Here is a 26,308-nt window from a genome sequence, read left to right on the forward strand (position 1 = left end):
GAGCCAGGTCGGCTTTCAGGCCGCCTCGGCGGCTGTGGCGGTAGTCGCCCCCTCGAGAGGCCGAGTGGAGGTTCTGCGCAGTGGGCAACCCGGCATGGATGCCGGGTTAGCCGCGCACGGCCAAGGATGGCCGATCGCGGCGGGCCCACGGAGCAGGACCGGAGCGAGGGCATGCCGAGCATTAGCGAGGCACCGAACGACAGGGGCAAAAGCGCTTGGTTACTTGGCGCTTCTCCAAGTGACTCGCTGTAAAAGCGAAACCATTAGCGGCCGTTACCGCAGGAATGGATATGTACACCATCAGAAACTCGGCGCTTGGATTTGCGGCAAATCAACCACCACTCATATTCATGAACCGAACAATCTGCACATCCCCCTCCGGAGTGAAATCATGGCGCAGCGGTTTACCGCGCAAAGCCTTTTGCACCGCATTGATCACCGGCTGGTCATCCAGCGGATAACGCCGCAACAACCCTCTCAAATCCAGCGCATCGTCCTGCCCCAGACACAACAGCAGCTTGCCTTCCACGGTCATCCGCACCCGGTTGCAAGTACCGCAGAAGTTGTGACTGTTGGGCGAAATGAAACCGATCCGGGTCTCGGGATGGCGTTCCAGGCGCACATAACGCGCCGGCCCGCCGCTGTTTTCCGTGCTGTCGAGCAAGCGATGACGCTGAGCAATCAACGTGCGCACATCATCACTGGAACAAAACGATTCGCCCCGTGATCGCCCGACATCGCCCAGCGGCATTTCTTCGATAAAACTGATATCGATGCGCTGGTCGATGGCGTATTGCACCAACGCCGGGACCTCATCGAAGTTGCGCCCCTTCATCACCACGCAGTTGAGCTTGATACGCTCAAACCCCGCATCCCGCGCCGCTTCGATGCCGCCCAGCACCTGATCGAGATCGCCGTTGCGGGTGATCGCGCGAAATTTCTGCGCGTCCAGGCTGTCGAGGCTGATGTTCATCCGTTTAACACCCGCCTCCACCAACGGCCGCGCCAGGCGGCCCAGCTGCGAGCCGTTGCTGGTCATCACCAGTTCGCGCAAACCGGGCAACGCGGCGATGTTGCGACACAGATCGACAATGCCGGGACGGATCAACGGCTCGCCGCCGGTGAGGCGAATCTTGCGCACGCCCAATCCGACGAACAACGTTGCCAGGCGCTGCAATTCCTCCAGCGTGAGCACCTGCTGACGCGGCAGGAAGGTCATGTTTTTCGCCATGCAATACACACAACGAAAATCACACCGGTCCGTCACCGACATCCGCAGATAATCGATCTGCCGCCCAAAACCATCCTGCATCACAGCGTTCATCACATCTCCCGGTTAGCCTTGAGGCTCACTGCACCAGCGGTGAGTCAGCGCCCTGCAAATGAATACCGCGAACATCCGCCGCGCCAATCAGGGTTTGCAGGTATTGCACCAGGGCCTTTTGCCAGACGCCCTGCTGCAACTGCGTGCGGATTGCCGTCGACACCGCTTCATAGGGCAACGGCATGCCTTCGATCCGCTGATCGACACTGACCACATGCCAGCCATAACGACTTTCCAACGGTTTGCTGGCCAGCCCCGGTGCCAGCGTGAACAGCTGCCGCTCCAGTTCCGGCACGGTCTGGCCTTTGCTGATCTGCCCCAGAGAACCGCCTTGCGCCTTCGAAGGGCAGGCCGAATATTTCACCGCCAGCTCGGCGAAGCTGCCGGGGAAGTCTTCCAGCCGTTGCAGCAGGATTTCTGCCTGGGCATGCGCCAGCTCGCGAGCCTCGGCATCGTCCGGCGCGCATTCCAGCAGGATGTGCCGCACCGCCAGCAACGGCGCGCTGTGAAAGCGCCCGCGATTGTTTTCGTAGTAACGAAGGCTGGTTTGCTCGTCGCATTGCGGCACGATCACCTCGCGTTCGAGCAACAAGCGCGTGGCGGCTTCCTCTTCGTTCTCACCGGCACCGACCTCCAGCGACACGCCCAGTTCGGCAATGCGCTGCTGCAACAACTCGCGGATCACCAGCGCCTTGGCGGCCAGATACACCGCCTCTTCGCGGCTTTCGGCCGGGTGATATTGCAGCTCCTGGGCCATCGCTTCCGGGGTGATCACCACCTCGTTGACGCTGATGATCGGCCACTCCTGCTCGCTGCTGGCGATCAACTGCGCCGGCGCGTCATCGGCCGCCGCAGGTTCAACCGCGAGCTCTTCAAACGGCGCGGCATCGTCCGGCACCACAGCCTCTACTTGTTTGGAAGATCCGCAGCCACCGCTGCCGCCGTTACCACCGCCACATCCACATCCACCTGACATGATTGTCTCCTCAGAATTTCTGCCGAACGATTTGATAACGGCGTCCCAGGTACCAGACCGGTGCACTGATCACGTGTACGAGACGGGTGAAGGGGAACAGCACAAACAGGGTCAGGCCGAGAAACACGTGCAGCTTGTACGTCAGCCCGACCGGCGCGATCGAGGCCGCCGCTTCTGTCGGCCGCAACAGCACGGTGTTCTGCGCCCAGTCGGCGAGCATCACCATCACCGAACCGTCCATGTGCGCGGTGGACGCAACGATGGTCAGCAAGCCGAGCAGCAACTGCGCCAATAGCACCAACAGAATCAGGATGTCCGACGTACTGGACGTGGCGCGGACCCGAGGGTCGCTCAGGCGCCGGTTGACCAGCATCAGCAGGCCGATCAGGCACAACAGGCCGAAGAAGCCGCCGGACACCATCGCCAGCAACTGCTTGTTCTCAGTGCTGATGACATGGTGATAAACCGACGCGGGCGTCAGCAGGCCGACGAAATGCCCGGCCAGCACGAACAACACACCGATGTGGAAGAAGTTGCTCGCCACGCGCATGCCGCGCTGGTTGAGCATTTGGCTGGAGCCCGCCTTCCAGGTGTACTGCGACAGGTCGAAGCGGGCCCAACTGCCGATCAGGCAAATGGCCAAAGCGATATAGGGATAAATCCCGAACAACAACAGGTTCCATTTAGACATTGCCTACCTCCTGGACTGGCGCGGAGGCCAGTCCTTCATGCTGAAAATCCACCCAGTGCAACGGCACCGCGCTTTCTTCCCGGGCCTTGCCCGGCGCGCTTGGCAGCGAACCGCAACGGTCCTGCTGTTCGGCCTGGAGAAAGTCCACGGCCTCCTCTTCCCAGATTTTGTCGAGGGCTTCGAGCGAGTCGTCGCGCACTTCCGCCGCGACCTGCTCACGCAGGTCGGCCACGGCCTGATGCGGCTCGGCCCCGGCAATCTGCAGCAGCGCCCGGAAGCAACTGGCGTAGGCGCTTTCACGCTCCTCCAGACGCGCCGCGAGCAAGGCCAGCAGGTGCGAGACATCCGCCAGGCCCTCGCGGGCCTCGATGTCTTCGCGAGTGGACAGAAACTCCAGGTACAGCGGGATGTAGTCCGGCAGCTCTTTGACGCCGATGGCAAAACCGGCGTCCTCGTACTGCGCCATCATGTCGACCATGGCCTGGCCACGGTCGCGGGACTCACCGTGCACGTGCTCGAACAACAGCAACGAGAGCGCGCGCCCCCGACCGAACAGCGCACCGTAGTGCTCCTGCCCGTCCATCAGGTCATTGGCGCAGATCAGCTCCAGCAACTCGAACAACGCACCGCGCTGCTTCGGGCTGATTTCCCGCGATTGAATGATCGCCTGCTCCAGTTCGTCGCGGCTGCTGATCAGCGTTTCAGTCGGGTAATCGAGCAGCAGCGAAATCACTTTGAGAATTTGCATGCTCATTCCTCCCACAACTGCACGGTTTTCAGGACGTCGCGACGGTTGGCCTTTTTCGCGCCGAACATGTTGGTGTCGGAACTGCCGCTGCAACCGCTGCCGAAACTGAAACCGCAACCGGAGCGTTCGGCAAAGGCGTCGCTCATGGCGTCTTCGCGGTGGGCGGTCGGTACCACAAAGCGGTCCTCATAGTTGGCGATGGCCAGGTAGCGGTACATTTCCTCGACCTGGTCCACGCTCAAACCGACGTCCGCCAGCACTTGCAGGTCTTGCACGCCATCGACTTGCTCGGAACGCTTGTAGGCACGCATCGCCAGCAAGCGTTTCAACGCACGCTTGACCGGTTTTTCATCGCCGGCAGTCAGCAGGTTGGCCAGGTACTTCAGTGGAATACGCAGGCTGTCGACGTCCGGAATCACCCCGTTCATGCCGACGGTGCCAGCAGTTGCGGCGTTTTGAATCGGCGACAGTGGCGGTACGTACCAGACCATCGGCAAGGTGCGGTATTCCGGGTGCAGTGGCAGCGCGAGCTTCCAGTCCACGGCCATTTTGTAGACCGGCGAACGCTGGGCGGAATCGATCACCGACTGCGGCACACCGTCTGCCAGGGCCTGACGGATCACCGCCGGGTCATTCGGGTCGAGGAAGATCTCCAGTTGTTTCTCGTACAGATCCTGCTCATTGGCGGTGCTCGCCACTTCGCTGATGCGGTCGGCGTCGTACAGCAACACGCCGAGGTAACGGATACGACCGACGCACGTTTCGGCGCACACGGTCGGCATCCCGGCTTCGATACGCGGGTAGCAGAAAATGCACTTCTCGGACTTGCCGCTTTTCCAGTTGAAGTAGATTTTCTTGTACGGGCAGCCGCTGATGCACATGCGCCAGCCACGGCATTTTTCCTGGTCGATCAGGACGATGCCGTCTTCTTCACGCTTGTAGATCGCCCCGCTCGGGCACGATGCCGCACACGCCGGGTTGAGGCAGTGCTCGCACAGGCGCGGCAAATACATCATGAAGGTGTTTTCGTACTCGCCGTAAATGTCCGCCTGGATCTTGTCGAAGTTCTTGTCCTTGCGACGCTTGGCGAATTCAGTGCCAAGGATTTCTTCCCAGTTCGGGCCCCACTCGATTTTCTCCATGCGCTTGCCGGAGACCAGCGAGCGTGGGCGCGCCGTAGGCTGATGCTCGCCCAGCGGTGCGGTGTGCAGGTGCTGGTAATCGAAGTCGAACGGCTCGTAGTAGTCGTCGAGGCTCGGCAGGTCCGGGTTGGCAAAGATGTTGGCCAACACGCGGAACTTGCCGCCGATGCGTGGGTTGATCGAGCCGTTGGCATTGCGGATCCAGCCGCCCTTCCACTTGTCCTGGTTTTCCCATTCTTTCGGGTAGCCGATCCCGGGTTTGCTTTCGACGTTGTTGAACCAGGCGTATTCCATGCCTTCACGGCTGGTCCAGACGTTTTTGCAGGTGATCGAGCAAGTGTGGCAACCGATGCACTTGTCCAGGTTCAGCACCATGCCGATTTGTGAGCGAATCTTCATCTCAGTTCTCCTCGATATCGGTCGGCAGAGGACGCGGCAGGTCATCACCGGACGAACCATCGAGCCAGTCGACTTTGGACATTTTGCGCACCACGACGAACTCGTCGCGGTTGCAACCGACCGTGCCGTAATAGTTGAAACCGTAGGCCTGCTGGGCATAGCCACCGATCATGTGGGTCGGTTTGAGCACGACGCGGGTCACCGAGTTGTGGTGGCCGCCACGGGTCTTGGTGGTTTCCGATCCGGGCACGTTCACGATCCGTTCCTGGGCGTGGTACATCATCACCATGCCGTCCTTGACCCGCTGACTGACCACCGCACGGGCGGTCAGCGCACCGTTGGCGTTGAAGCACTCGATCCAGTCGTTGTCCTCGATGCCGGCGCTTTTCGCGTCGTTCTCCGACAGCCAGACAATCGGGCCGCCACGGCTTAAGGTCAGCATCAACAGGTTGTCGCTGTAGGTGCTGTGGATGCCCCACTTCTGGTGCGGCGTGATCCAGTTCAGGACGATTTCCTTGTGGCCGTTGCTGCGCTTGCCTTTCACCCCGGCGATGGTCCGGGTGTTGACCGGCGGCCGGTAACTCATCAGTTGCTCGCCGAACGCCTGCATCCACGGGTGATCCTGGTAGAACTGCTGGCGACCGGTGATGGTGCGCCATGGAATGGCTTCATGAACGTTGGTGTAACCGGCGTTGTAGCTGACGTGATCGTCTTCGAGCCCCGACCAGGTCGGGCTGGAAATGATCTTGCGTGGCTGCGCCTGGATGTCGCGGAAGCGAATCGCCTCATGCTCCTTGCCCACCGCCAGATGGCTGTGGTCGATACCGGTGAATTCCGACAGCGCGGCCCAGGCCTTGACCGCTACGTGACCGTTGGTTTCCGGTGCCAGCGACAGGATCACTTCCGCTGCATCGATGGCCGAGTCGATTTTCGGACGGCCGTGGCTGATACCGGCGTCCCGTTCGTGGTGGTTGAGCTCACCGAGGAACTTCACTTCGGCCTCGGTGTTCCAGTTGATGCCCTTGCCGCCGTTGCCGTGTTTCTCCAGCAATGGCCCGAGGGACGAGAACTGCTTGTAGATGTTCGGGTAGTCGCGCTCGACCACGTGCAGGTTCGGTGCGTTTTTACCCGGCACCGGTGCCACGCCTTCGCTTTTCCAGTCGGTGCCGCCAAATGGCTGGGCCAGTTCGCCGACGCTGTCGTGCATCAGCGGAATGGTCACCAGATCCTTTTCGACGCCCAGGTGCCCTTCGGCCATGCTGGAAAACGCCTTGGCGATGCCTTTGTAGATTTCCCAGTCGGAACGCGATTCCCACGCCGGGTCGATCGCGGCCGACAACGGGTGAATGAACGGGTGCATGTCCGAGGTGTTCATGTCGTCTTTTTCGTACCAGGTCGCGGTCGGCAAGACGATGTCGGAATAGACACAGGTCGAAGACATGCGGAAGTCCAGCGTAGTCACCAGATCGAGCTTGCCGATGGCGCCCTCGTCCACCCATTCGGCTTCTTCCGGTTTGCAGTCGCCGACCTGGCCGATGTCTTCGTTCATCACCCCGTTCTTGGTGCCGAGCAGGTACTTGAGCATGTACTCGTGGCCCTTGCCCGAGGAGCCCAGCAGGTTGGAGCGCCAGATGAACATGTTGCGCGGGAAGTTCACCGGGCTGTCCGGTTGCTCGCAAGAGAAGCGCAGCGAACCGTCCTGCAGCGACTTGACCACGTAGTCTTTCGGCTCCATGCCGGCAGCAGCGGCATCACGGCAAATGTGCAGCGGGTTGGTGTTGAGTTGCGGTGCGCTAGGCAACCAGCCCGCGCGTTCGGCGCGGATGTTGTAGTCCAGCGCATGCTCGGGGAATTGCGACTTGTCGGCCAATGGCGAGAGCACGTCGTGCATGCTCATCTTCTCGTGGCGCCACTGCGAGCTGTGGGCGTAGAAGAAGCTGGTGCCGTTCATTTGCCGTGGCGGACGGTTCCAGTCCAGGCCGAACGCCAGGGGCAGCCAGCCGCATTGCGGACGGAGTTTTTCCTGGCCGACGTAGTGCGCCCAACCGCCACCGGTCTGACCGACACACCCGCAGAGCATGAGCATGTTGATCAGCCCGCGGTAGTTCATGTCCATGTGGTACCAGTGATTCATCGCCGCGCCGACGATGATCATCGAGCGGCCCTTGGTCTTGTCGGCGTTATCGGCGAACTCACGGGCAATCTGAATCGCTTTCTCGCGGCTGACGCCGGTGATCTGCTCCTGCCAGGCCGGGGTGCCGGGCACCGAGGCGTCGTTGTAATCCTTGGCGACGTTTTCGCCACCCAGGCCACGGTCGATCGCCAGGTTAGCGGCCGACAGGTCGAACACGGTGGCGACTTTGGCCACGCTGCCGTCAGCCAGAACGATGCTGTGCACCGGCACACGACGGTATTGCACGGCATCGCCGGCCACGTGCTGGAAGTGCTCGTGGGACTCGCCGGCAAAATACGGGAACGCCACTTCGGCCACGTCATCGCCAATCAGGCTCAGTTTCAGATCGATCTCGCGACCTTCGCCACCCTCACGCGGGAGGATGTTCCACTTGCCCTTCTCGCCCCAGCGATAACCGATGGAGCCCTGAGGGGACACCAGTTCGCCGCTGGTATCCAGGGCGATGGTTTTCCATTCCGGGTTGTTTTCCTGGCCGAGGTTGTCGGTCAAGTCGCTGGCGCGCAGGAAACGGTCCGGCTGGTAACCGGCGCCCGGCGCCTTGTCGGCCATTTGCTTGAGCAGCACCAGCACCGGCAGATCGGTGAAGCGCTTGGCGTAGTCAGTGAAATAGGCGCTCGGTTTGTCCAGGTGGAATTCTTTGAAGATCACATGGTTGAAGGCCTGCGCCAGCGCCGCGTCGGTGCCCTGCTTGGGGTTCAGCCACAGGTCGGTGAGCTTGGCGACTTCCGAATAGTCCGGAGTGATCGCCACGGTCTTGGTGCCCTTGTAACGGACTTCGGTGAAGAAGTGCGCGTCGGGGGTACGGGTCTGCGGAACGTTGGAACCCCAGGCAATGATGTAGTTGGAGTTGTACCAGTCGGCCGATTCCGGCACGTCGGTCTGCTCACCCCAAACCATTGGCGAGGCCGGTGGCAAGTCGCAGTACCAGTCGTAGAAGCTCAGGCAGGCGCCGCCGATCAGCGACAGGTAACGCGAGCCTGCGGCGTAGCTGACCATCGACATGGCCGGGATCGGCGAGAACCCGACGATCCGGTCGGGGCCGTACTGTTTGATGGTGTAGACGTTGGACGCCGCGATGATCTCGTTGACTTCGTCCCAGCTGGAACGAATGAAGCCGCCCATGCCGCGCTTGCTTTTATAGGAGTCGGCCTTGGCCTTGTCCTCGACAATGCTGGCCCAGGCTTCGACCGGCGCCATGGTCTGGCGCGCATCGCGCCAGAGCTTGAGCAACGGCTTGCGGATTTTCGGGTACTTGAGCCGGTTGGCGCTGTAGATATACCAGCTGTAACTGGCGCCGCGCGGGCAGCCACGCGGCTCATGGTTGGGCAGGTCGTTGCGGGTACGCGGGTAGTCGGTCTGCTGGGTTTCCCAGGTGATCAGGCCGTTCTTCACGTAGATCTTCCACGAGCAAGACCCGGTGCAGTTCACCCCATGGGTGGAACGCACGATCTTGTCGTACTGCCAGCGCGAACGGTAGACGTTCTCCCAGTCGCGCGACTCTTTGCGGGTCTCTCCATGACCCTCGGAAAACTCGTTTTGCTTGCGATTGAAAAACCGCAATTGATCCAGTAAATGACTCACGGTGTAGTCCTCTCAGGCTTGCTGCGGGGTTCTGTGCCCCGCCCACGCAATGGTTGGATTCGGGTCGTCTCAGCAGGGTGTCGCGGCGCCTTTGCGCGCGTACCACCACCAGGTCACGACGATGCAGCTCAGGTAAAAACCGACGAACATGTAGAAGGCCATCTCCGGTCCGCCGGTCTGGGCCATCGAAGTGCCGAAGGATTTGGGAATGAAGAACGCACCGAAGGCGCCCATGGCCGAACTGAAGCCCAGGACGGCGGCGGACTCTTTGCCGGCATTCTTGAGTGCTTGTTCGCGTACGGCCGGGGATTTTCCGGCAGCGGCTTTTTCATGCTGGGTGCGGAAGATCACCGGGATCATGCGGAAGGTGGAGCCGTTGCCCACGCCGGTGGTGATGAACAGCAGCATGAACATGCCGAGGAAGCCGTAGAAGTTGCCGCCCGTACCGTTCTGCGGCAGGAAGTGCATGACACCGAAGACCATCACGATCATCGCGACGAAGTTCCACAAGGTCACTTTTGCGCCGCCGAGCTTGTCCGCCAGCCAGCCGCCCAATGGACGCACGAGCGCACCCACCAACGGGCCGAGGAAGGCGAATTTCAGTGCGATCACATCAGGGAACGAGGTTTTGATCAGCAATGGAAACGCAGCGGAAAAACCGATGAACGAACCGAAGGTCGCCAGGTACAACCAGCACATCAGCCAGTTGTGCTTGCGTTTGAAGATCACCGCTTGCTCGCTGAACGAGGCCCGCGCACTGGACAAATCGTTCATGCCGAACCAGGCCAGCACCGTCACCAGGACAATGAACGGCACCCAGATGAACCCGGCGTTCTGCAGCCACAATTGGCCACCGTCCGGCAGGGTTTGCGGATTGCCACCCATGACCCCGAACACGCCGAAGGTGATCACCAGCGGCACGCAGAACTGCATCACCGAGACGCCCAGGTTACCCAACCCGGCGTTGAGGCCCAGGGCCGTGCCTTGCTGGGACTTCGGGTAGAAGAAGCTGATGTTGGACATGCTCGAGGCGAAGTTGCCGCCGCCAAAACCGCAGAGCAAGGCAATCCATACGAACACGCTGTACGGGGTGCCCGGGTCCTGCACCGCGAAGCCCATCCAGATCGATGGCACCAGCAACGATGCGGTGCTCAGGGCGGTCCAGCGCCGGCCACCGAAGATCGGCACCATAAAGGAATAGAAGACGCGCAAGGTCGCGCCGGACAGCCCCGGCAACGCCGCCAGCCAGAACAACTGGTCGGTGGTGAAGGTGAAGCCGATGGCGTTCAGGCGCACGATCACCGTGCTCCAGACCATCCACACCGCGAAGGCCAACAGCAGCGCGGGAATGGAGATCCACAGGTTGCGCGTGGCGGTCTGTTTGCCGCTGCTTCCCCAGAACGCAGGGTCCTCGGGGCGCCAGTCATGAATGACCGGCCCTTTTTCAGGCTTTTGCAGAACGGACATGTTGTTCTCCTTGGGCAATGCTGGAAATCGGGGACGGGGTCAGCGTCGGCGCTTTACCAAGCACCGGGCTTTTGCGCATTTCGCTGAAGTACATCCAGGTGAGGGAGACCCAGACCACGCCGTACATCAACATGAAGCAGGACGAGCGCACGCCGGTGAGGTCCACCAGGGCGCCAAACATGATCGGCAACACGAAACCGCCCAGGCCACCGGCCAGACCGACGATGCCGGACACCGCGCCCATGTTTTTCGGGTAGTCATTGGCGATGTATTTGAAGACCGAGGCCTTGCCGAACGCGAAGGCAATGCCCATGACGAACAGCAGCACGGTGAACAGCGCGGGATTGAGGCCGATGTGGAAATCCACGGTGCCGTTGATGGTCTGCACTTGCAGTTGGGTCTGTGGGTACGAGAGCAGGAACAGGCAGATCCAGCTGACCCACAACACCCACCAGGTCACGCTTTGCGCGCCCCAGCGATCCGACATCCAGCCACCGACGGCACGCAGCACGCCACCGGGCAGGGAAAAACACGCCGCCAGCAGCGCCGCGCTTTGCAGGCTGAAACCGTATTCCTGCACGTAGTACTTGGTCATCCACAGCGCGAGGGCCACATAACCGCCGAAGACGATCGAGTAGTACTGGCAGTAGCGCCACACCGCAGGATCTTTCAGCGAACGCAGTTGCTCACGCAGCGTGGCGCCCGAGGCACTGCGGTGGTCCTTGTTTTCGGCACTGAGGAACCAGAACGACAGCGCAGTGATAAAGAGGATGGCGCTGAAGACTTTCGGCACCAGCTGCCAACTGCCGGCGGCGATCAGGGCCGGGGCGAGAAACTTGGTGACCGCAGCCCCGGCGTTACCGGCGCCGAAGATGCCCATGGCGAAGCCCTGGTTCTCTTTGTCGAACCACTTGGCGACGTAGGCAATCCCGACCGAGAACGAGCCGCCGGCCAAACCGACGAACAGGCCCAGCAGCAAAAACTGCCAATAGGCGGTGGCGTGGCTGATCAGGTACAGCGGTGCGACGCAGGACAGCATCAGCAGAAAGAACACGCTGCGCCCGCCAAAGCGGTCGGTCAGCAACCCCAGCGGCAAACGCACCAGCGAGCCGGTCAAGACCGGGGTCGCGGCCAGCAGGCCGAACTGGGTTTCGTTGAGCTGGAGCAGTTCCTTGATCGGCACACCGAGCACGGCAAACATCATCCAGACCATGAAACATACAGTGAAGGCCAGCGTGCTCATGCCCAGCACCAAGCCTTGTCGTACACGGGGTTGGGTCACAATGCTCTCCAGTCAGTTAGCCATGGCGGCAGACTAGAGAGAGCAACCCCGTAAAAACTTGATCCACGTCAACGAAGCCCAAGCGGGCCCAAGCCTATGCTTGCACTGCCTACCTCCAAGGAGGTAGACCGGAGAATGCTTAAAACCCCTTGTTTATCAGCGTTTTAACTTTTTCCACCCAGTGTTCTGTCGACAGGGAGCCGTCGACAACTCTTTAGAGGTAGCGCACCTCTGGATCGCCTTCGCGGGCAAGCCTCGCTCCTACAGGATTGAAGTCGTTCCCATTTTCGGCAGCCGGACCCAATCCTGTAGGAGCGAGGCTTGCCCGCGAAGAGGCCATAACAAACAACCTCACTCTGGAGCTGTACATGCTCTGCTTTCTGCTTTACCCCCGGGACCTGCGCCGATGATTCGCTGGTTGCGCAGCTCCCTGCCCGCCCGCGCCGGGCTCGCGGTGATCCTGATCGCCGTGCTCGCGCTCGCCAGCTCGTTGAGCGCCGGGTTGATCGCCTGGTTCAGCCAGGGTGATGCCGCCGCCATCAACACCGCGGGTTCGGTGCGCATGGAAACCTACCACCTGAGCTGGAAACTCGCCGCCGGTGCCACCGATGAAGAAATCATCGGCATCACCGACAGCCTGCAACGTCGCCTCAACAGCCAGTCACTCAAGGCCGTGCTGGAAGATGGCCCGACCACCGCGTTGCAAACCAGCTATAGGCAACTCCAGCAACAATGGAACGAAGCGTTGCGCCCGGCGCTGGAACGCGGCGATGCCGTGGCATTTCAAGCCCAGGCGCGGCCGTTCGTTGAGCAACTGAACCAGTTCGTCAGCCTGCTCCAGCGCCAGAGCGAGCAAAAGCAGGGCTGGCAACAAGTGATCCAGGGCATGGCGCTGTTCACCACCATGATTGTCCTGCTGATAGGTTTGTACGAGTTGCAGTACGGCGTCGTCACGCCCCTCAAGGAATTGGTGGACGCAACCCAGCGCTTTCGACGCGGTGATTTCAAGGTGCGGGTCAACCATCAGTCCCAGGACGAACTGGGCCAGTTGGCCACAAGCTTCAACGCCATGGCCGAAACGATAGAAGAGTCGCACCGCACGCTGGAAAGTCAGGTCCGGCAAAAAACCCTGAACCTGCAACAGGCCAACGCTGCGCTGGAGCTGCTGTATCAAAGCAGCCGCAGCCTGGCCACGCGCCTGGCCAATGCCGAAGGGCTGGACGAGTTGATCCGGCGCTTCCAGCAACGCCTGCCGGGCCTGCGCCTGTCGCTGTGCTTGCAAGGCCAGGCGCAGGCGCCTGCCCAGCAACTGATCGCCCTGCATGGCGCCAACATCCGCGACGTCTGCGCCAGCAGCGATTGCGCCACGTGCCAGAAACACCACGACGCGAGACCGCAATCCTTCAGCATCAGCAACCAGGGCAGCGAACTGGGTGAACTCAAGGCCTACTTTGTCGACGGCCACCCCACGCAAGCCTGGGAAACCCAACTGATCCAGGCCCTGGCCAACCTGATCGGCACTTCGCTCTCACTCAAACGCCAACGGGAACAGGATCATCGGCTGCTGTTGCTGGAAGAGCGCACGATCATCGCCCGCGAACTGCACGACTCACTGGCCCAGGCCCTGTCCTACATGAAGCTGCAAGTCAGCCGCATGCAGACCCTGATGCGCCGGGGCGAACCGGTGCAGACCCTGGAAAACGTCACCGCCGAACTGCGCGAAGGACTGAACAATGCCTACCGCCAATTGCGCGAACTGCTGACCACTTTCCGCCTGCAGATTCACGATGCCGGGCTGGTGCAGGAGCTCAAGGACACTGCCGCAGAATTCTCCCGTCGTGGCGAATTCCAGGTGCACCTGCACGTCGATGCGCTGGCCTTTCAGCTCTCGGCCAGCGAGCAGATCCACATTTTGCAGATCACCCGCGAGGCGCTCTCCAATTGCCTGCGCCACGCTCACGCGCAAAACGCCTGGCTGGAACTGCGTCAGGACGGCGAAACCGTGAGGCTGTCGGTCGAGGATGACGGGCGCGGCTTCAGCGGCGACGTCGACCAGCGCGAACATCACGGCCTGAACATCATGGATGAGCGGGCGCGGAGCTTGCGCGGCCACTTGCACATATTTTCCAGGGAGCCTCAAGGCACCCTCGTCCAGCTGGAATTCCACCCGGAATTTCTCGGACAGCACACAGAAGGTAGCGTCACATGAACCCGTCCCCACACCATAGAATCCTGCTGGTAGACGACCATCCCATGATGCGTCGCGGCATCCGCCAAATGCTCGAACTCGAAGATGACTTCCTGATCGTCGGCGAAGCCAACCATGGCGAGGAAGCGCTCAGCCTGATCGAACCGCTGCAACCGGACCTGGTGTTGCTCGACAACAACATGCCGCAAATGAACGGCATTGAAACCCTGCGTCGACTGCGCGCGATGCACTACACCGGCAAGGTGTTGCTGTTCACCGTGTCGGACGCCGAGGACGATATTCGCGACGCGTTGCGCCTGGATGCCGACGGTTATCTGCTCAAGGACATGGAGCCCGAACTGTTGATCCAGTACATCCGCGAAGCGTTGGACGGTGCATTGGTCATCAGCCCCGGCCTGACCCAGGTCATGGCCCAGGCATTGCGCTCGCCGCCACGCCAGGCGGTGGTCGAACTGACCGAGCGCGAACGCCAGGTGTTGAAAACCATCGCCAGCGGCTTCAGCAACAAGGTCATCGGGCACAAGCTGGGCATCACCGAAGGGACGGTCAAGGTTCACGTCAAGAACCTGCTGCACAAACTCGGTTTGCGCTCGCGGGTCGAGGCGGCGGTGTGGGCCATGGAGCATCTGCGCAGTGCGGGCTGACGGCCATGCCTCCTTGGAGGTAGGCCTGCAGAGGCATAGGTCAACCGGCCTGCGCTCTCTACTATGACCGTCAGCGGAGGTACGCCATGCTGACCCACCCTTCCATCGTTTTAACGTTGCGCCGTCATCATCTGTTCAGCCAATTGCCGGAGAAAGTCTTCGAGGAAGTCTGTGCCCTGGCCATGCTCAAGCGCCTGCCTTGTCACAGCACGCTCATGCATCAGGGCGATCCGGCCAAACGATTTTTTCTGCTGGTCAGCGGCCAGGTCAAGTTGTACCGGCTCACTGGCGAAGGCCAGGAAAACCTGGTGGAGATCATCCAGCCCGGGCAAACCTTTGCCGAAGCGCTGCTGTTCAGCCAGGCCCGTCTCTACCCGGTGAGCGCCACCGCGTTGAAGGACAGCGTGCTGGTCAGCATCGAGGGCACCCACTATCGCAATGCGCTGGAGGACCAGCCGAAAGTCTGCCTGGCGATTCTGGCGAGTATGAGTGTTCACCTGCACTTGCGGCTGCGGGACATCGACACCTTGACCATGGCGAGCGCGAGCCGTCGGGTGATCAATTTCCTGTTTCAGGAACGCAACCCGGTCACCGGCCAGATTGTCTTGCAGATGTCCAAACGCCTGGTGGCGTCGAAGCTGGGGATTCAGCCGGAAACCTTTTCGCGGATTTTGCATCGCCTGGTGGACAGCGGCCTGATCGCCATGGAGCGACGCCACATCAGCATCCTCGCGGAAGAGGACCTGGCGGCGTTCCAGTAACCGGAATTGACTGCCATCAATGCGCAATGCCCTGTGCCTTGCACACTCGAACACCCCATCAACGGAGAGCGTCAATGCCCCCTTCGACTTTGCCTCTGGTCTATGCCTGTTCCGGCTGTTCCAATGTTGCGCAACTGGCCAACACATTGGCTGTGCGCCTGGATCGCAGTGGCGTTGCTGAAATGTCCTGCATCGCCGGTGTCGGCGGGCATGTGGCCGCGCTGGTCAACAAGGCGCGGTCGGGGCGGCGGATTTTTGCGCTGGATGGTTGCCCGCTGCAATGTGTCGAGAACTGTCTGAAGCAGCATGGATTGCATGCGGATGTGCATTTGATTCTGAGTCATTACGGGGTGCGTAAGCGTTATGGCGAGGATTGCACCGAGGCGCAGAGTGATGAGTTGTTTGAGGGGATCAGGGGGTTGATTGTCAGTGATACCCGGCAGCATGAAAGCCGGGTTTGAGGGTAGCGAACATTCCCTGTAGGGGGCGGCTTGCTGGCGATGGCTGTGTTTCGGCTGACGAGTTTTTTGATGGGGTACATATCCATTGCTGCGGTAACGGTGGCTATTGGTTTCGCCCTTACGGCGAGTCACTTTGGAAAAGCCCCAAAGTAACCAAAAGGCTCTTGCCCCTTTCGTTCGGTGCCTCGCCTAGGCTCGGCATACCCTCGCTCCGGTCCTGCTCCGTGGGCCCGCCGCCATCGGCCATCCATGGCCGGGGGCGGCTAACCCGGCATCCATGCCGGGTTGCCCACTGCGCAGAACCTCCACTCGGCCTCTCGAGGGGGCGCTCAGATCAAAAGCTGAAGGCGAGCTAACGCTCGGCCTGATGAGTGGTGAAAATCAAAAGCGTATGGGATTCCCTGTAGGAGCCGGCTTGCCGGCGAAAAACGTCCGAACAACGCGTTTATTCAGACACCCCGCGTTATCGTTGACGTCCATCGCCAGCAAGCTGGCTCCTACAGGGAATGTGTACGCCTGACATCTCAGATCAACCACAAAGCCCCAGCAGCATCGTCATACGAATCCGATACGCGGGCATGACACCGATCAACTGTAGGAGCCGGCTTGCTGGCGATGGCGGTGGGTCAGTCGAGAAATAAGTTGACTGACCCACCGCCATCGCCAGCAAGCCGGCTCCTACAGGGGAATGCGTACGATCATAGAGACAGGTCGGCTGGCAGGCCGCCTCGTTTTTGCTTTGCCTTGGTTTTTGCTTTGCCTTGGTTTTTGCTTTGCCTTGGTTTTTGCTTTGCTTTGGCTTTTGATTTTGATCTGCCCCGTCGGGAGGCCGAGTGGAGGTTCTGCGCAGTGGGCACCGCGGCAAGGATGCCGCGGTAGCCGCCCCCGGCCAGGGATGGCCGATGGCGGCGGGCCCACGGAGCAGGACCGGAGCGAGGGTACCCTGAGCCTAGGCGAAGGGCCGTACGTCAGGGGCAAAGCCTTTTGGTTCCTTTTTGGCGTTTGAAAAAGGGACTCGCCGTAAGGGCGAAACCATTAGCGGCCGTTACCGCAGCAACGGATATGTACTCGAACCAAAAATACAGGTCGGCTACTAGGCCGCCATCGCCAGCAAGCTGGCTCCTACAGGTTCCGCGCTCGACGCCACAACATGCAGACGCAAAAAAGCCCGCTGACCTTCTCGGTCCAGCGGGCTTCTCTTTGCACGAAGACTTCAGTGAGCCACAGCCGCCTGCTCTTCCATCTTCTTGCGCAAACTCAGCGGACGCATATCGGTCCAGGTTTCTTCGATGTAAGCCAGGCATTCCTTTTTCAAGCCACTCTTGCCCACGGTGCGCCAGCCCTCCGGCACGGCCTTGTAGTCGGGCCAGATCGAGTACTGCTCTTCGTGGTTGACCACGACCTGAAAGAGGATGTCCTCGCGGTCGAATACTGACGTCATGGTGTCTCTCCATCGCTGTAAGGGTGGGCTGCACTGCGTGCGCAGCCGTTATGTAGAAAGAACGTTGCGGGGCCCGGAAAATTTAGAGGCTGGCAGTGGCCGCAGCCATCGCCCGACCAAAAATCTCCGCCACCCGATCGATTTCCGCAGCGCTAATCACCAGCGGCGGCAGGAAGCGCACCACGCCGCCATGCCGACCGCCCAGCTCAAGAATCAACCCACGCTTGAGGCATTCACGCTGCACCAGCGGCGCCAGCCGCGCGAAGATCGGTGGATGTCCCTGCACATCCGGCACGCCGGTCGGGTCAACCAGCTCGACGCCAAGCATCAAGCCACGACCGCGAATATCGCCTAGTTGCGGGAAGTCCCGCTGAAGAATGCGCAAGTGTTCGCTCAAGCGCTCGCCCATGGCCGCAGCGTGTTCGCAAACCTTGTGTTCAGCCAGATAACGCATCACCGCAGAGCCCGCCGCCATGGCCATTTGGTTACCACGGAAGGTCCCGGCATGCGCGCCCGGCAACCAGGTGTCGAGCCAGTCGCGATACACCACCACCGCCAGCGGCAAGCTGCCGCCGATGGCCTTGGACATCACCACCACGTCCGGAATGATCCCGGCGTGCTCGAAGGCAAACATCTTGCCGGTGCGGGCGAAACCGCTCTGGATTTCATCGACGATCAACGCCACACCCGCCTTTTCGGTGATGCGACGCAGACCGCGCAACCAATCGAGATCAGCCGGGATCACCCCGCCCTCGCCCTGAACAGCCTCGACAATCACAGCGGCCGGCAATTGCACACCCGCCTCGGGATCGTTCAGCAGGTTTTCCAGGTAGTTCAGGTTGACCTGCACGCCTTGCGCGCCGCCGAGGCCGAACGGGCAACGGTAATCGTAGGGATACGGCATGAACTGCACGCCACTGCTGAGCAATGCGCCCAACGGTTTTTTCGGCCCCAGGCTGCCCATCAGGCTCAGCGCGCCCTGGCTCATGCCGTGATAACCGCCCTGGAACGACAGCACGGTGCTGCGGCCGGTGGCGGTGCGCACCAGTTTCAGCGCGGCTTCCACGGCATCGGTGCCGGTCGGGCCGCAGAACTGGATTTTCGCTTGCGCAGCCAGGGCTGGCGGCAGCAGGCCGAACAGGTCCTGGACGAATTGATCCTTGACCGGGGTGGTCAGGTCGAGGGTGTGCAACGGCAGTTCATCGGTCAGCACTTGCTGGATCGCTTCGATCACCACCGGATGGTTATGCCCCAGGGCCAGCGTTCCGGCACCGGCAAGGCAGTCGATGAAGCTGCGGCCTTCGACGTCTTCGACATAAATGCCCTTTGCGCGCTTGAGTGCCAGGGGAATGCGTCGCGGGTAGCTGCGGGCATTCGACTCCTGCTGGCTCTGGCGCGCCAGCAATGGCGATTCGTTGAACTGATAAAGCGTTTCGGCCGGCGCCGGAGCGATCCGGGCCGACTGATCTTCCATAAGGCTGGTAGCGACTGACATCTCTCGACCCCTCAATAAGGTTTTCCTGTTCTGGAAACGCATCAGGGCGCCAAGGATTTAGACCCTTGCCCGGCTTTCTATGAAGGCGGGGTCAGGCCCTTGTGCATGGGGATGGCACGAAGCCCGGCTACGGTGAAGGTTTCAGCACAGGGCTGATAACCCAGATGCCGGTAAAAGGCTTCGCTGGTCCGGGTGCTGTTGAGTCGTACCTGAGCCAGCCCGTTATCGATCAGCCAGCCTTCAAGGTCGCGCACCAGCGCTTGCCCGACGCCACGACGAAACCATTCCGGCTGCACGTAACAGAAAGCAAGCTTGCCGCTGATCGCCGCCATCGCGACGCCGACCGGTTTGTCCTGCAACAGGGCGATGTTCAGGTACAACCGTTGGTCGGTCAGCCACGGTTGAATGTGTTCGACGGTTTTGTTGTGGGTCCAGGTGGCGACGGTTTGCGGGTCGTTGCGATGGTCGAGCGCGCAGCCGACGCGGATGGAACGCTCGACGATCCGGCTGATGATCCCGGCGTCGGCGGGGGTTGCCTTGCAGATGTGTAGGGGGTTTTCCATGGCGCTGTAACCTCAATCCATTGAGAAAAAGCTGCCGGGGACGATAGCGCTGGTGGCCGTCGGAACGCCAATGGCGAGACGTTACATTTGATGTGCAACACCCCCCCTGTAGGAGCAGAGCTTGCTCGCGAAGACGTCCGTACAGTTAACATCAACGTTGAATGTACGGATGCCTTCGCGAGCAAGCTCTGCTCCTACAAGGATGTATGTCGTTTGTTAGACCGTTTGCAACGGCATCGTCAGCTCGACCCGCAAGCCATCCGGCCGGCTGTCGAAATGCAGCGTGCAGCCACAACGCTGAACAATCGCCTGGACAATCGCCAACCCCAGACCGCAGCCGGTGCTCTGTCCGTTGCGCCAGAAGCGTTGGGTCAGGTGTTGCATATCGTCCTCGGCAATGCCCGGTCCATGGTCGCGCACGACGAACTGCACGCGGTTGCCGGTGGTTACCAGGCTCAGTTCTACCGCACCGTCGTTCGGGGTATGGCGCAGCGCGTTGTCCAGCAGGTTGCGCAACGCCGCGATCGACAGCACCGCCGGCATTTGCACCGGCGCGTGGGAGAGCTTCGGTGGCAGCTTGAATTTGATCCGCTGACGATCACCGCTGGCGGCATCCTGAATCGCCAGTTTCGCCACTTGCTCGGCGCTGCATTGCACACCGTCGTCGAACGACAGACTGCCCTCGACCCTTGCCAGCAACAACAATTGCTCAAGCGTGCGGTGCAGACGGTCGGCGCCCTCTTCGGCCCGCGCCAGGGACTGATCCCGTGCCGCGCCATCGGTCATGCGCGCCACTTGCAGGTGGGTTTTGATGGCCGTCAGCGGGCTGCGCAGTTCGTGGGCCGCGTCGCCGGTCAATCGGCGTTCGCGCTCGATGGTCTTGCCGATGCGCTGGAACAGCTGGTTCTGAGTGTCCAGCAACGGTTGCAACTCACTGGGCAGCGGCTGAATCTGCAAGGGTTCCAGCGAGTCGGCGCTGCGTCGCATCAAGGCATCGCGCATGCGGTTCAGCGGCGCCAGGCCCTGGCCGATCCCCAGCCACAGCAGGCACAGGCAACCGAGCAACGCCACACCCACCGGCACCGAAGCGGCCAGCAGGATCGACATGTTGAGCGCTTCACGTTCGATTTGCCGATCCGCCGTGGTGATGCGCAGATCGCCACGGGCCAGGGTGAAACTGCGCCACGGTGCGCCGTCGATCATCTGATCGTGGAAGCCCATTTTCTCGGCTTGCAGTGTTTGTTGTGGATCGGTGTGGCTGCGGGCGAGGATTTCGCCGCGCAGCGAGCTGACCTGACACGCCATCCCGCCCGGAATATTCAGTTGTTCCGCACTGAAATGGGTGCCCTCGCCCTTGGTCGGCAACGGCGGCAGTTGCTCCATCAGGCCCGCGACCATGCGCGCCGATGCCACCAGCCGCTGGTCGAGGGAAAACATCATCTGGTTGCGCAGGTCGCTGAGCATCCAGGCCGCTGCCAGGGCCCAGATCAGCGCAAATGCGGCGCCGAGCGTCAGGCTCAGGCGCAAACGCAGGCTCATCACTTTTTCACTTCCTCTCCATCATCGGCCGGCCCCAGGCGATAGCCCAGGCCACGCACGGTCTCGACAATGCCATTACCCAGTTTGCGCCGCAGGTGATGGATATGCACGTTGAGGGCGTTGCTTTCCAGTTCGTCGTTGAACCCATAGACGCTGTCTTTCAACTGCTCCGTGGACAGCACCCGGCCACGGTTGTGCAGCAAGGCTTGCAACAGTGACTGTTCGCGACGGGAAAGATCCACCGGCTGACCGCCAAGCATGGTTTCGCGGCTGCTCGGGTCGTACGTCAAGCGGCCGTGTTCGATCAGGTTGACGCTGCGCCCCGCCACCCGTCGCAACAACGTGTGCAGGCGTGCGGCGAGTTCGCGCAGGTCGAACGGCTTGAGCAGGTAATCGTCGGCCCCCGCTTGCAGGCCGTCGACGCGGTCGGTCACCGAATCCCGGGCGGTGAGGATCAGCACCGGAATCTCCAGGCCATGATGGCGCAACTGCTGCAATAGCTTGAGCCCGTCTTCATCCGGCAGACCGAGGTCGAGCACCATCACGTCGAACTCGGCGACCTTGAGCATGGCCCGGGCCTTCGAGGCAGTGTTGACGTGCTCCACCGTCAGGCCCTGGGCAGTGAGGCCGGCGACAATGCCGCTGGCGATCAGCTCATCGTCTTCGCAAACCAGTACGTGCATGGATAAGACCTTCGCAAAAATGGTCATTAAAAAGAGTATCGATTAACCCGGCATTATGCCGCTGCCGCTCATCATCATTGAGGGAAATCGCTGAATGACCTGCACCGCGAAAATTTCCCGTTCGGCCATCCACCAAAACGACCGGATCATTGAAACCTTTTGAACACAGACTTACAACTCTCAACAACAACAACAACAACAACAACAACAACAACAACAACAACAACAACAATACACATTCTTTAACGCCACAAGCATTGACCAACATACGAACACAGACAACACTTCGCACTATAACAACCTAAAGCAAACACTCTATTACAGAGCACAACCGCCACCATAAAAATAAAACTCCACAACCAACACCTGCGATACCACCTTATATTTCAGACATCACCAAAAGATTCAACCACAATTGTTACGCGCTTCAATCTTCACACTTATCACTACAGCACTACTTTTTATAACTTACCTTTATCGCGCTTCCGCGCCATTACAAACACTGATAAAAAGGATTTAAATCATGCCCGAACTAAAAAACTTCGTAGCCGTTGATTGGCGCTCAGGCAGAGATCGCTGCTATTTTTTCTTCAAAGATGACGATACCTATTCACGATACAACAACAGCGAAGGCAGTGTTGCTTCGAGCCACCCAACTGCGGTAACTCAAGATAACTGGGGAGAGTTTCATCCGCACGCACAAGATTTGTGCTTCGGATTCTCCACAGACCGGATAGTAGGCACCAACAGGCTCGAATTAGACGCTGATATTCTCTGGTTATTTTACTACGATGAAAAAACACCGATGGTGTGCGAATACGATCAAGATGCAGATACTCCTTTCAGTTTCACGCCAGTCAGCGAGTCGATATGGAGCATGCTACTGCCCTACTTCGACGATATTATTGCAGGTACCTTCTGGCAGCGACCGTTCAGATCCTCTGGCCAAACCATCTTCAAGTTTATTTTAAAAAACGGCAAATACCTGGAGCTTGACTGGCACAGTAAAAAGCTCGTCCTCGGCGATATAAAATACACAACCTGGCCAAGACTCGGCCCTTATGTCGATGACATTATCACTGCTGTGCAGATCCATGCCTCCGTTACTGACAGCTATCTGTACATCTTTTTGAGCGACAATAAATACTTGAAATACAATATCGATAAAAACATTCTGGAAGGGGAAGCAAGAGACGTAGACGAGGGCTGGCCAGGACTGACTCATAACTGAATTCATCACAGGTCATGGCAGAAGTGTGCGGCGGTTAATCATCGGTTAATCGCCGCCCGCCACTGTGCACCTCACCTGCACAGGGATAAGGCTTACCCATGCGTTCACTGCTTCTTTTTTTTGCTCTCTTGATCTCGGGTCTGGCCCAGGCAGGGACCAATCCGTTCGAAACCAAACCTGAATTCCTGCCAGTGGAAAAAGCGTTTGCCTTCACCTCCGAGCGTCTCGAATCAGGTGAAACACAGCTCTATTGGCAGATCACCGACGGTTACTACCTGTATCAGAAACGCATGAAGTTCGATGGGTTGCCCGCTGAGCAGCACCCTGCATTACCCGAAGGTGAGTCTCACAGTGATGAATTCTTCGGTGAACAGCCGGTTTATCGCCAGGGCCTGGAGCTGAAGATCCCGGCGGGCGCGACCGGCCAGATCAAGGTCGGCTTCCAGGGCTGCGCCGATGCCGGATTGTGTTATCCGCCGCAAACCCAGGTCATGGACCTGGGCGGCAGTGTTGTCGCTTCGGCGGCCGATGAAGCGCCGGATCAAGCCCTGGCCAGCAGTCTGCAACAACGGGCGTTGGGTTGGAGCTTGTTGGTGTTCTTCGGTTTGGGCCTGCTGCTGGCCTTCACCCCTTGCTCGTTGCCGATGCTGCCGATTCTGGCCGGAATGATCGTCGGCAGTGGCGCGACGCCCAAACGCGGATTTGCCTTGGCCACCAGTTATGTCGTGAGCATGGCGCTGGTGTATGCGGCGATGGGCGTTCTGGCGGCGTTGCTCGGTGCGAATTTGCAGGCACTGCTGCAAAACCCTTGGTTGCTGGGCAGTTTCGCCGCCGTGTTTGTGCTGCTCGCGTTGCCGATGTTTGGCTTCTTCGAGCTGCAACTACCGGTCGCCGTGCGCGATCGGCTGGAAAACGTCTCGCGCAATCAGCGCGGTGGCAGCCTGATCGGCGCGGGTGTGCTGGGCGCGCTGTCCGGTCTGCTGGTCGGTCCGTGCATGACCGCCCCGCTGGCCGGCGCACTGCTCTACATCGCGCAAAGCGGCAATGCGCTGCACGGCGGGTTGATTCTGTTTGCCATGGGCATCGGCATCGGTGTGCCGCTGTTGTTGCTGGTGACCGTCGGCAACCGCTTCCTGCCCAAACCCGGGGCCTGGATGAACCTGCTCAAAGGCGTGTTCGGCTTCCTGTTCCTCGCCACCGCGTTGTTGATGTTGCGCCCGGTACTGGATGAATCGCTGTGGATCGGTCTGTGCGGTGCGTTGTTGCTGATTGCCGCCTACAGCGCCTGGAAGCAGTCGCAAGGTTTCGGGCGCGTCGCGCATCTGTTCGGTGCCAGCTCATTGCTGCTCGGCCTGTGGGGCAGTCTGTTGATGATCGGTGCGGCGGGCGGCGGTGATGACCTGTTGAAACCGCTGCAAGTCTATAGCGCCGCCAATGCGGGCAATGTCGCCCGCCCGGTCGGCCACGAGGCGTTCACCACAATCAAGGACCCGGCCGCTCTGCAACGGGAACTCGATGCCGCACAAGCTCAGGGCCAATGGGTGCTGCTGGACTACTACGCCGACTGGTGTGTGTCGTGCAAGGTCATGGAAAAACAGGTGTTCGGCCAACCCCGCGTGCTCGACGCCTTGAGCGATGTGCGCTTGCTACGGCTGGACGTCACCGCCGACAATGCCGCCAGCCGCGAACTGCTTGGCCGTTATAAAGTGCCGGGGCCACCGAGTTTTCTGTGGATCGGCGCCGATGGCATCGAGCGTCGCAGCCAGCGCATCACCGGCGAGGTCGATGCCGACACCTTCCTGCAACGCTGGACCACCACCCGAGACGCCCGTTAATGCTGACTTTCACCCTCGGCACGTTTGCCATCGCGCTTAACCACCTGCTGCTGATCAGTGCCCTGGCGCTGGCGACGTTTGTCGGCTGGCGGGCGGCCAAGCGTGGCGGTGAAAATCCCGAGTCGGTGCTGTTCAGCCTGTTCCTGCTGGGCATGCTGGCGGCCCGAATCAGTTTCGTCGCGCTGTACTGGAAGCACTATCGCGACGATCCGTGGCAAGTCATCGACCTGCGCGACGGTGGTTTTCTCGCCTGGCCGGGTGTGATCGCGCTGCTGCTGGCCGCGATGTATCGAGGCTGGCGTCAACCGGGTTTACGTCGCCCACTGGGCTTTGGCGTGGCCAGTGGCCTGGCCTTCTGGCTGCTCGCGACATTCTCCCTGAGTATTTACGAACAAGGCACGCGCCTGCCGGACATCACCCTGCGCAATGCCGCCGGTGAAACGGTGCAACTGGCGGATTACAAGGGCGGGCCGCTGGTGATCAATCTCTGGGCCACCTGGTGCCCGCCGTGTCGCCGGGAAATGCCGGTGCTGGAAAACGCTCAGCAACACCGCCCGGACCTGACCTTCCTGTTCGTCAATCAGGCGGAAAGCATGCAAAGCGTCAGCACCTTTCTGGAAACCCAGGGCCTGAGCCTGTCCAACGTACTGTTCGACGGCAGCGGTCGATTGGGTCAGGCCGTCGGTTCGATGGCATTGCCGACTACGCTGTTCTATAGCCCTGACGGTCGCCTGCTGGGCAGTCACCTGGGCGAACTGTCGGACGCCAGCCTGGCCCGCGCCCTGGAAAACTTTGACACCCCGAATCCGGCCACACCGTCCACTTCTTCAAGGAAACTGCCATGCCCCGCCTCCGCCACCTGCTGACGCTGACCCTGGGCGCCGCCCTGCTGCACCTGCCGTCGGTACAGGCTGCCGAAGAGTTGCCCGAAGCAATCAAGAAGATCGAAGCCAAGGGCGCGAAAATCGTCGGCCAGTTCGATGCGCCCGATGGTTTGCGCGGTTATGCCGCGCAGTACCAGAACCGTGGCATGGCGCTGTACCTGACGCCGGATGGCAAACATGTGTTGCTGGGCAATTTGTACGACGCCGACGGCAAAGACCTGAGCAGCGCGCCGTTGCAGAAACTGGTGTACGCGCCGATGGCCAAGGAAATCTGGGGCAAGATGGAAGCGAGCAACTGGATCGGTGACGGCAACAAGGATGCGCCACGCGTGGTGTACCTGTTCAGCGATCCGAACTGCCCTTACTGCAACGTGTTCTGGGAACAGGCACGGCCGTGGGTGAAGGCCGGCAAGGTGCAGTTGCGGCACATCATGGTCGGGATCATTCGTGAAGACAGTCCGGGCAAATCCGCAGCATTGCTGGCCGCCAAGGATCCGCAAAAAGCCCTGCAAGACCACGAAGGGGCTGGCAAGGCCAGTACGCTCAAGGCGCTGAAAGAAGTACCGCCGGCGATTCAGGCGAAACTGGCGGCGAACATGCAGTTGATGGAAGACCTGGAATTGCAGGCCACTCCGGCGATTTTCTACATGGACGACAAGGGCGAGCTGCAACAGCAGCAAGGCGCGCCGTCGCCGGACAAGCTGGTAAAGATTCTCGGGCTGAAGTAGTTTTTTTCAGAGGTTTAGTGGCCTCACCGC

General features: G+C 60.4%; 22 protein-coding genes. 8 read left to right on the forward strand and 14 right to left on the reverse strand.

What is annotated here, in order from left to right; genetic code table 11:
- Nucleotides 1–331: 331 nt before the first annotated feature.
- The 8 genes from moaA to KGA97_RS07595 all read right to left on the reverse strand — a co-directional run bounded on the left by moaA (nucleotide 332) and on the right by KGA97_RS07595 (nucleotide 11,804).
- Complete coding sequence (gene moaA / locus KGA97_RS07560) at nucleotides 332–1,324, reverse strand: GTP 3',8-cyclase MoaA (protein WP_008031001.1); 993 nt, start codon at nucleotides 1,322–1,324, stop codon at nucleotides 332–334.
- A gap of 25 nt (nucleotides 1,325–1,349) precedes the next feature.
- On the reverse strand, nucleotides 1,350–2,300 hold the full coding sequence (locus tag KGA97_RS07565; protein ID WP_223480515.1) for a peptidylprolyl isomerase: 951 nt from the start codon (nucleotides 2,298–2,300) through the stop codon (nucleotides 1,350–1,352).
- Between the two features lie 10 nt (nucleotides 2,301–2,310).
- Nucleotides 2,311–2,991, reverse strand: a complete 681-nt coding sequence (gene narI, locus KGA97_RS07570) for a respiratory nitrate reductase subunit gamma (protein ID WP_008030998.1) — start codon at nucleotides 2,989–2,991, stop codon at nucleotides 2,311–2,313.
- The gene (gene narJ / locus KGA97_RS07575) at nucleotides 2,984–3,739 is read right to left on the reverse strand and encodes a nitrate reductase molybdenum cofactor assembly chaperone (RefSeq protein WP_223480516.1); all 756 of its coding nucleotides are present in this window, start codon (nucleotides 3,737–3,739) and stop codon (nucleotides 2,984–2,986) included. The genes narI and narJ overlap by 8 nt, the downstream gene beginning before the upstream one ends.
- A 2-nt stretch (nucleotides 3,740–3,741) precedes the next feature.
- Entirely contained in the window at nucleotides 3,742–5,280 is a 1,539-nt protein-coding gene (gene narH, locus KGA97_RS07580; protein ID WP_008030993.1) for a nitrate reductase subunit beta, read from the reverse strand.
- Between the two features lies 1 nt (nucleotide 5,281).
- Nucleotides 5,282–9,055: a nitrate reductase subunit alpha gene (locus KGA97_RS07585; RefSeq protein ID WP_223480517.1), complete on the reverse strand. Its 3,774-nt coding sequence runs from the start codon at nucleotides 9,053–9,055 to the stop codon at nucleotides 5,282–5,284.
- A 69-nt stretch (nucleotides 9,056–9,124) separates the two neighbouring features.
- Nucleotides 9,125–10,522: a NarK family nitrate/nitrite MFS transporter gene (locus tag KGA97_RS07590; RefSeq protein ID WP_008043731.1), complete on the reverse strand. Its 1,398-nt coding sequence runs from the start codon at nucleotides 10,520–10,522 to the stop codon at nucleotides 9,125–9,127.
- Nucleotides 10,500–11,804: an MFS transporter gene (locus KGA97_RS07595; protein WP_008030986.1), complete on the reverse strand. Its 1,305-nt coding sequence runs from the start codon at nucleotides 11,802–11,804 to the stop codon at nucleotides 10,500–10,502. Before KGA97_RS07595 ends, KGA97_RS07590 begins: the two co-directional genes overlap by 23 nt.
- Before the next feature lie 406 nt (nucleotides 11,805–12,210).
- On the opposite strand from KGA97_RS07595, the gene KGA97_RS07600 reads away from it, so the two are divergent.
- The 4 genes from KGA97_RS07600 (at nucleotide 12,211) to KGA97_RS07615 (ending at nucleotide 15,879) form a co-directional block, all read left to right on the forward strand.
- Nucleotides 12,211–14,013 (forward strand): HAMP domain-containing protein, encoded by a 1,803-nt coding sequence (locus KGA97_RS07600; protein WP_223480518.1) that lies wholly within the window; start codon nucleotides 12,211–12,213, stop codon nucleotides 14,011–14,013.
- A complete protein-coding gene (gene narL / locus KGA97_RS07605) occupies nucleotides 14,010–14,657 on the forward strand; it encodes a two-component system response regulator NarL (protein WP_008030980.1) in 648 nt (215 codons plus the stop codon). The genes KGA97_RS07600 and narL overlap by 4 nt, the downstream gene beginning before the upstream one ends.
- A gap of 86 nt (nucleotides 14,658–14,743) precedes the next feature.
- Entirely contained in the window at nucleotides 14,744–15,418 is a 675-nt protein-coding gene (locus tag KGA97_RS07610; RefSeq protein WP_008030978.1) for a Crp/Fnr family transcriptional regulator, read from the forward strand.
- A 74-nt stretch (nucleotides 15,419–15,492) separates the two neighbouring features.
- A complete protein-coding gene (locus KGA97_RS07615; RefSeq protein WP_207286272.1) occupies nucleotides 15,493–15,879 on the forward strand; it encodes a putative zinc-binding protein in 387 nt (128 codons plus the stop codon).
- Between the two features lie 1,213 nt (nucleotides 15,880–17,092).
- On the opposite strand, the gene KGA97_RS07620 is transcribed toward KGA97_RS07615, so the two are convergent.
- The 6 genes from KGA97_RS07620 to KGA97_RS07645 all read right to left on the reverse strand — a co-directional run bounded on the left by KGA97_RS07620 (nucleotide 17,093) and on the right by KGA97_RS07645 (nucleotide 21,868).
- On the reverse strand, nucleotides 17,093–17,320 hold the full coding sequence (locus tag KGA97_RS07620) for an MbtH family protein (protein ID WP_008033724.1): 228 nt from the start codon (nucleotides 17,318–17,320) through the stop codon (nucleotides 17,093–17,095).
- A gap of 82 nt (nucleotides 17,321–17,402) precedes the next feature.
- A complete protein-coding gene (locus KGA97_RS07625) occupies nucleotides 17,403–18,815 on the reverse strand; it encodes an aspartate aminotransferase family protein (RefSeq protein ID WP_223480519.1) in 1,413 nt (470 codons plus the stop codon).
- A gap of 77 nt (nucleotides 18,816–18,892) precedes the next feature.
- The gene (locus KGA97_RS07630) at nucleotides 18,893–19,378 is read right to left on the reverse strand and encodes a GNAT family N-acetyltransferase (protein ID WP_192227841.1); all 486 of its coding nucleotides are present in this window, start codon (nucleotides 19,376–19,378) and stop codon (nucleotides 18,893–18,895) included.
- 216 nt (nucleotides 19,379–19,594) lie between these two features.
- Nucleotides 19,595–20,920 carry an ATP-binding protein gene (locus KGA97_RS07635; RefSeq protein WP_032832872.1) on the reverse strand — a complete coding sequence of 442 codons (1,326 nt, stop codon included), beginning with the start codon at nucleotides 20,918–20,920 and terminating at the stop codon, nucleotides 19,595–19,597.
- Nucleotides 20,917–21,600 (reverse strand): response regulator, encoded by a 684-nt coding sequence (locus tag KGA97_RS07640; protein WP_008033711.1) that lies wholly within the window; start codon nucleotides 21,598–21,600, stop codon nucleotides 20,917–20,919. Before KGA97_RS07640 ends, KGA97_RS07635 begins: the two co-directional genes overlap by 4 nt.
- Nucleotides 21,572–21,868, reverse strand: a complete 297-nt coding sequence (locus KGA97_RS07645) for a hypothetical protein (protein ID WP_223480520.1) — start codon at nucleotides 21,866–21,868, stop codon at nucleotides 21,572–21,574. Before KGA97_RS07645 ends, KGA97_RS07640 begins: the two co-directional genes overlap by 29 nt.
- A gap of 255 nt (nucleotides 21,869–22,123) precedes the next feature.
- Between KGA97_RS07645 and KGA97_RS07650 the strand changes: the two genes are divergently transcribed.
- The 4 genes from KGA97_RS07650 to dsbG all read left to right on the forward strand — a co-directional run bounded on the left by KGA97_RS07650 (nucleotide 22,124) and on the right by dsbG (nucleotide 26,278).
- Nucleotides 22,124–22,831: a hypothetical protein gene (locus tag KGA97_RS07650; RefSeq protein WP_008044452.1), complete on the forward strand. Its 708-nt coding sequence runs from the start codon at nucleotides 22,124–22,126 to the stop codon at nucleotides 22,829–22,831.
- A 98-nt stretch (nucleotides 22,832–22,929) separates the two neighbouring features.
- Entirely contained in the window at nucleotides 22,930–24,666 is a 1,737-nt protein-coding gene (gene dsbD, locus KGA97_RS07655; protein ID WP_223480521.1) for a protein-disulfide reductase DsbD, read from the forward strand.
- The gene (locus KGA97_RS07660; protein WP_223480522.1) at nucleotides 24,666–25,532 is read left to right on the forward strand and encodes a TlpA disulfide reductase family protein; all 867 of its coding nucleotides are present in this window, start codon (nucleotides 24,666–24,668) and stop codon (nucleotides 25,530–25,532) included. Before dsbD ends, KGA97_RS07660 begins: the two co-directional genes overlap by 1 nt.
- Nucleotides 25,508–26,278, forward strand: coding sequence for a thiol:disulfide interchange protein DsbG (gene dsbG / locus KGA97_RS07665; protein WP_223480523.1), 771 nt, complete (start codon nucleotides 25,508–25,510; stop codon nucleotides 26,276–26,278). Before KGA97_RS07660 ends, dsbG begins: the two co-directional genes overlap by 25 nt.
- Nucleotides 26,279–26,308 lie beyond the last annotated feature (30 nt).

Origin of the sequence: Pseudomonas sp. BF-B-15, assembly GCF_019946675.1 — a bacterium.
GTDB classification, from domain to species: domain Bacteria; phylum Pseudomonadota; class Gammaproteobacteria; order Pseudomonadales; family Pseudomonadaceae; genus Aquipseudomonas; species Aquipseudomonas migulae.

Excerpts from the sequence above, each read along its gene's own strand:
- KGA97_RS07650 (WP_008044452.1), top strand. The coding sequence starts at position 22,124 with ATGCCCGAACTAAAAAACTTCGTAGCCGTTGATTGGCGCTCAGGCAGA.
- dsbD (WP_223480521.1), top strand. The coding sequence starts at position 22,930 with ATGCGTTCACTGCTTCTTTTTTTTGCTCTCTTGATCTCGGGTCTGGCC.
- KGA97_RS07600 (WP_223480518.1), top strand. The coding sequence starts at position 12,211 with ATGATTCGCTGGTTGCGCAGCTCCCTGCCCGCCCGCGCCGGGCTCGCG.
- KGA97_RS07640 (WP_008033711.1), bottom strand. The coding sequence starts at position 21,600 with ATGCACGTACTGGTTTGCGAAGACGATGAGCTGATCGCCAGCGGCATT.
- narH (WP_008030993.1), bottom strand. The coding sequence starts at position 5,280 with ATGAAGATTCGCTCACAAATCGGCATGGTGCTGAACCTGGACAAGTGC.
- dsbG (WP_223480523.1), top strand. The coding sequence starts at position 25,508 with ATGCCCCGCCTCCGCCACCTGCTGACGCTGACCCTGGGCGCCGCCCTG.
- narJ (WP_223480516.1), bottom strand. The coding sequence starts at position 3,739 with ATGCAAATTCTCAAAGTGATTTCGCTGCTGCTCGATTACCCGACTGAA.
- KGA97_RS07630 (WP_192227841.1), bottom strand. The coding sequence starts at position 19,378 with ATGGAAAACCCCCTACACATCTGCAAGGCAACCCCCGCCGACGCCGGG.
- narI (WP_008030998.1), bottom strand. The coding sequence starts at position 2,991 with ATGTCTAAATGGAACCTGTTGTTGTTCGGGATTTATCCCTATATCGCT.
- KGA97_RS07565 (WP_223480515.1), bottom strand. The coding sequence starts at position 2,300 with ATGTCAGGTGGATGTGGATGTGGCGGTGGTAACGGCGGCAGCGGTGGC.
- KGA97_RS07590 (WP_008043731.1), bottom strand. The coding sequence starts at position 10,522 with ATGTCCGTTCTGCAAAAGCCTGAAAAAGGGCCGGTCATTCATGACTGG.
- moaA (WP_008031001.1), bottom strand. The coding sequence starts at position 1,324 with ATGAACGCTGTGATGCAGGATGGTTTTGGGCGGCAGATCGATTATCTG.
- KGA97_RS07660 (WP_223480522.1), top strand. The coding sequence starts at position 24,666 with ATGCTGACTTTCACCCTCGGCACGTTTGCCATCGCGCTTAACCACCTG.
- KGA97_RS07615 (WP_207286272.1), top strand. The coding sequence starts at position 15,493 with ATGCCCCCTTCGACTTTGCCTCTGGTCTATGCCTGTTCCGGCTGTTCC.
- KGA97_RS07610 (WP_008030978.1), top strand. The coding sequence starts at position 14,744 with ATGCTGACCCACCCTTCCATCGTTTTAACGTTGCGCCGTCATCATCTG.
- KGA97_RS07645 (WP_223480520.1), bottom strand. The coding sequence starts at position 21,868 with ATGTTGGTCAATGCTTGTGGCGTTAAAGAATGTGTATTGTTGTTGTTG.
- KGA97_RS07620 (WP_008033724.1), bottom strand. The coding sequence starts at position 17,320 with ATGACGTCAGTATTCGACCGCGAGGACATCCTCTTTCAGGTCGTGGTC.
- narL (WP_008030980.1), top strand. The coding sequence starts at position 14,010 with ATGAACCCGTCCCCACACCATAGAATCCTGCTGGTAGACGACCATCCC.
- KGA97_RS07625 (WP_223480519.1), bottom strand. The coding sequence starts at position 18,815 with ATGTCAGTCGCTACCAGCCTTATGGAAGATCAGTCGGCCCGGATCGCT.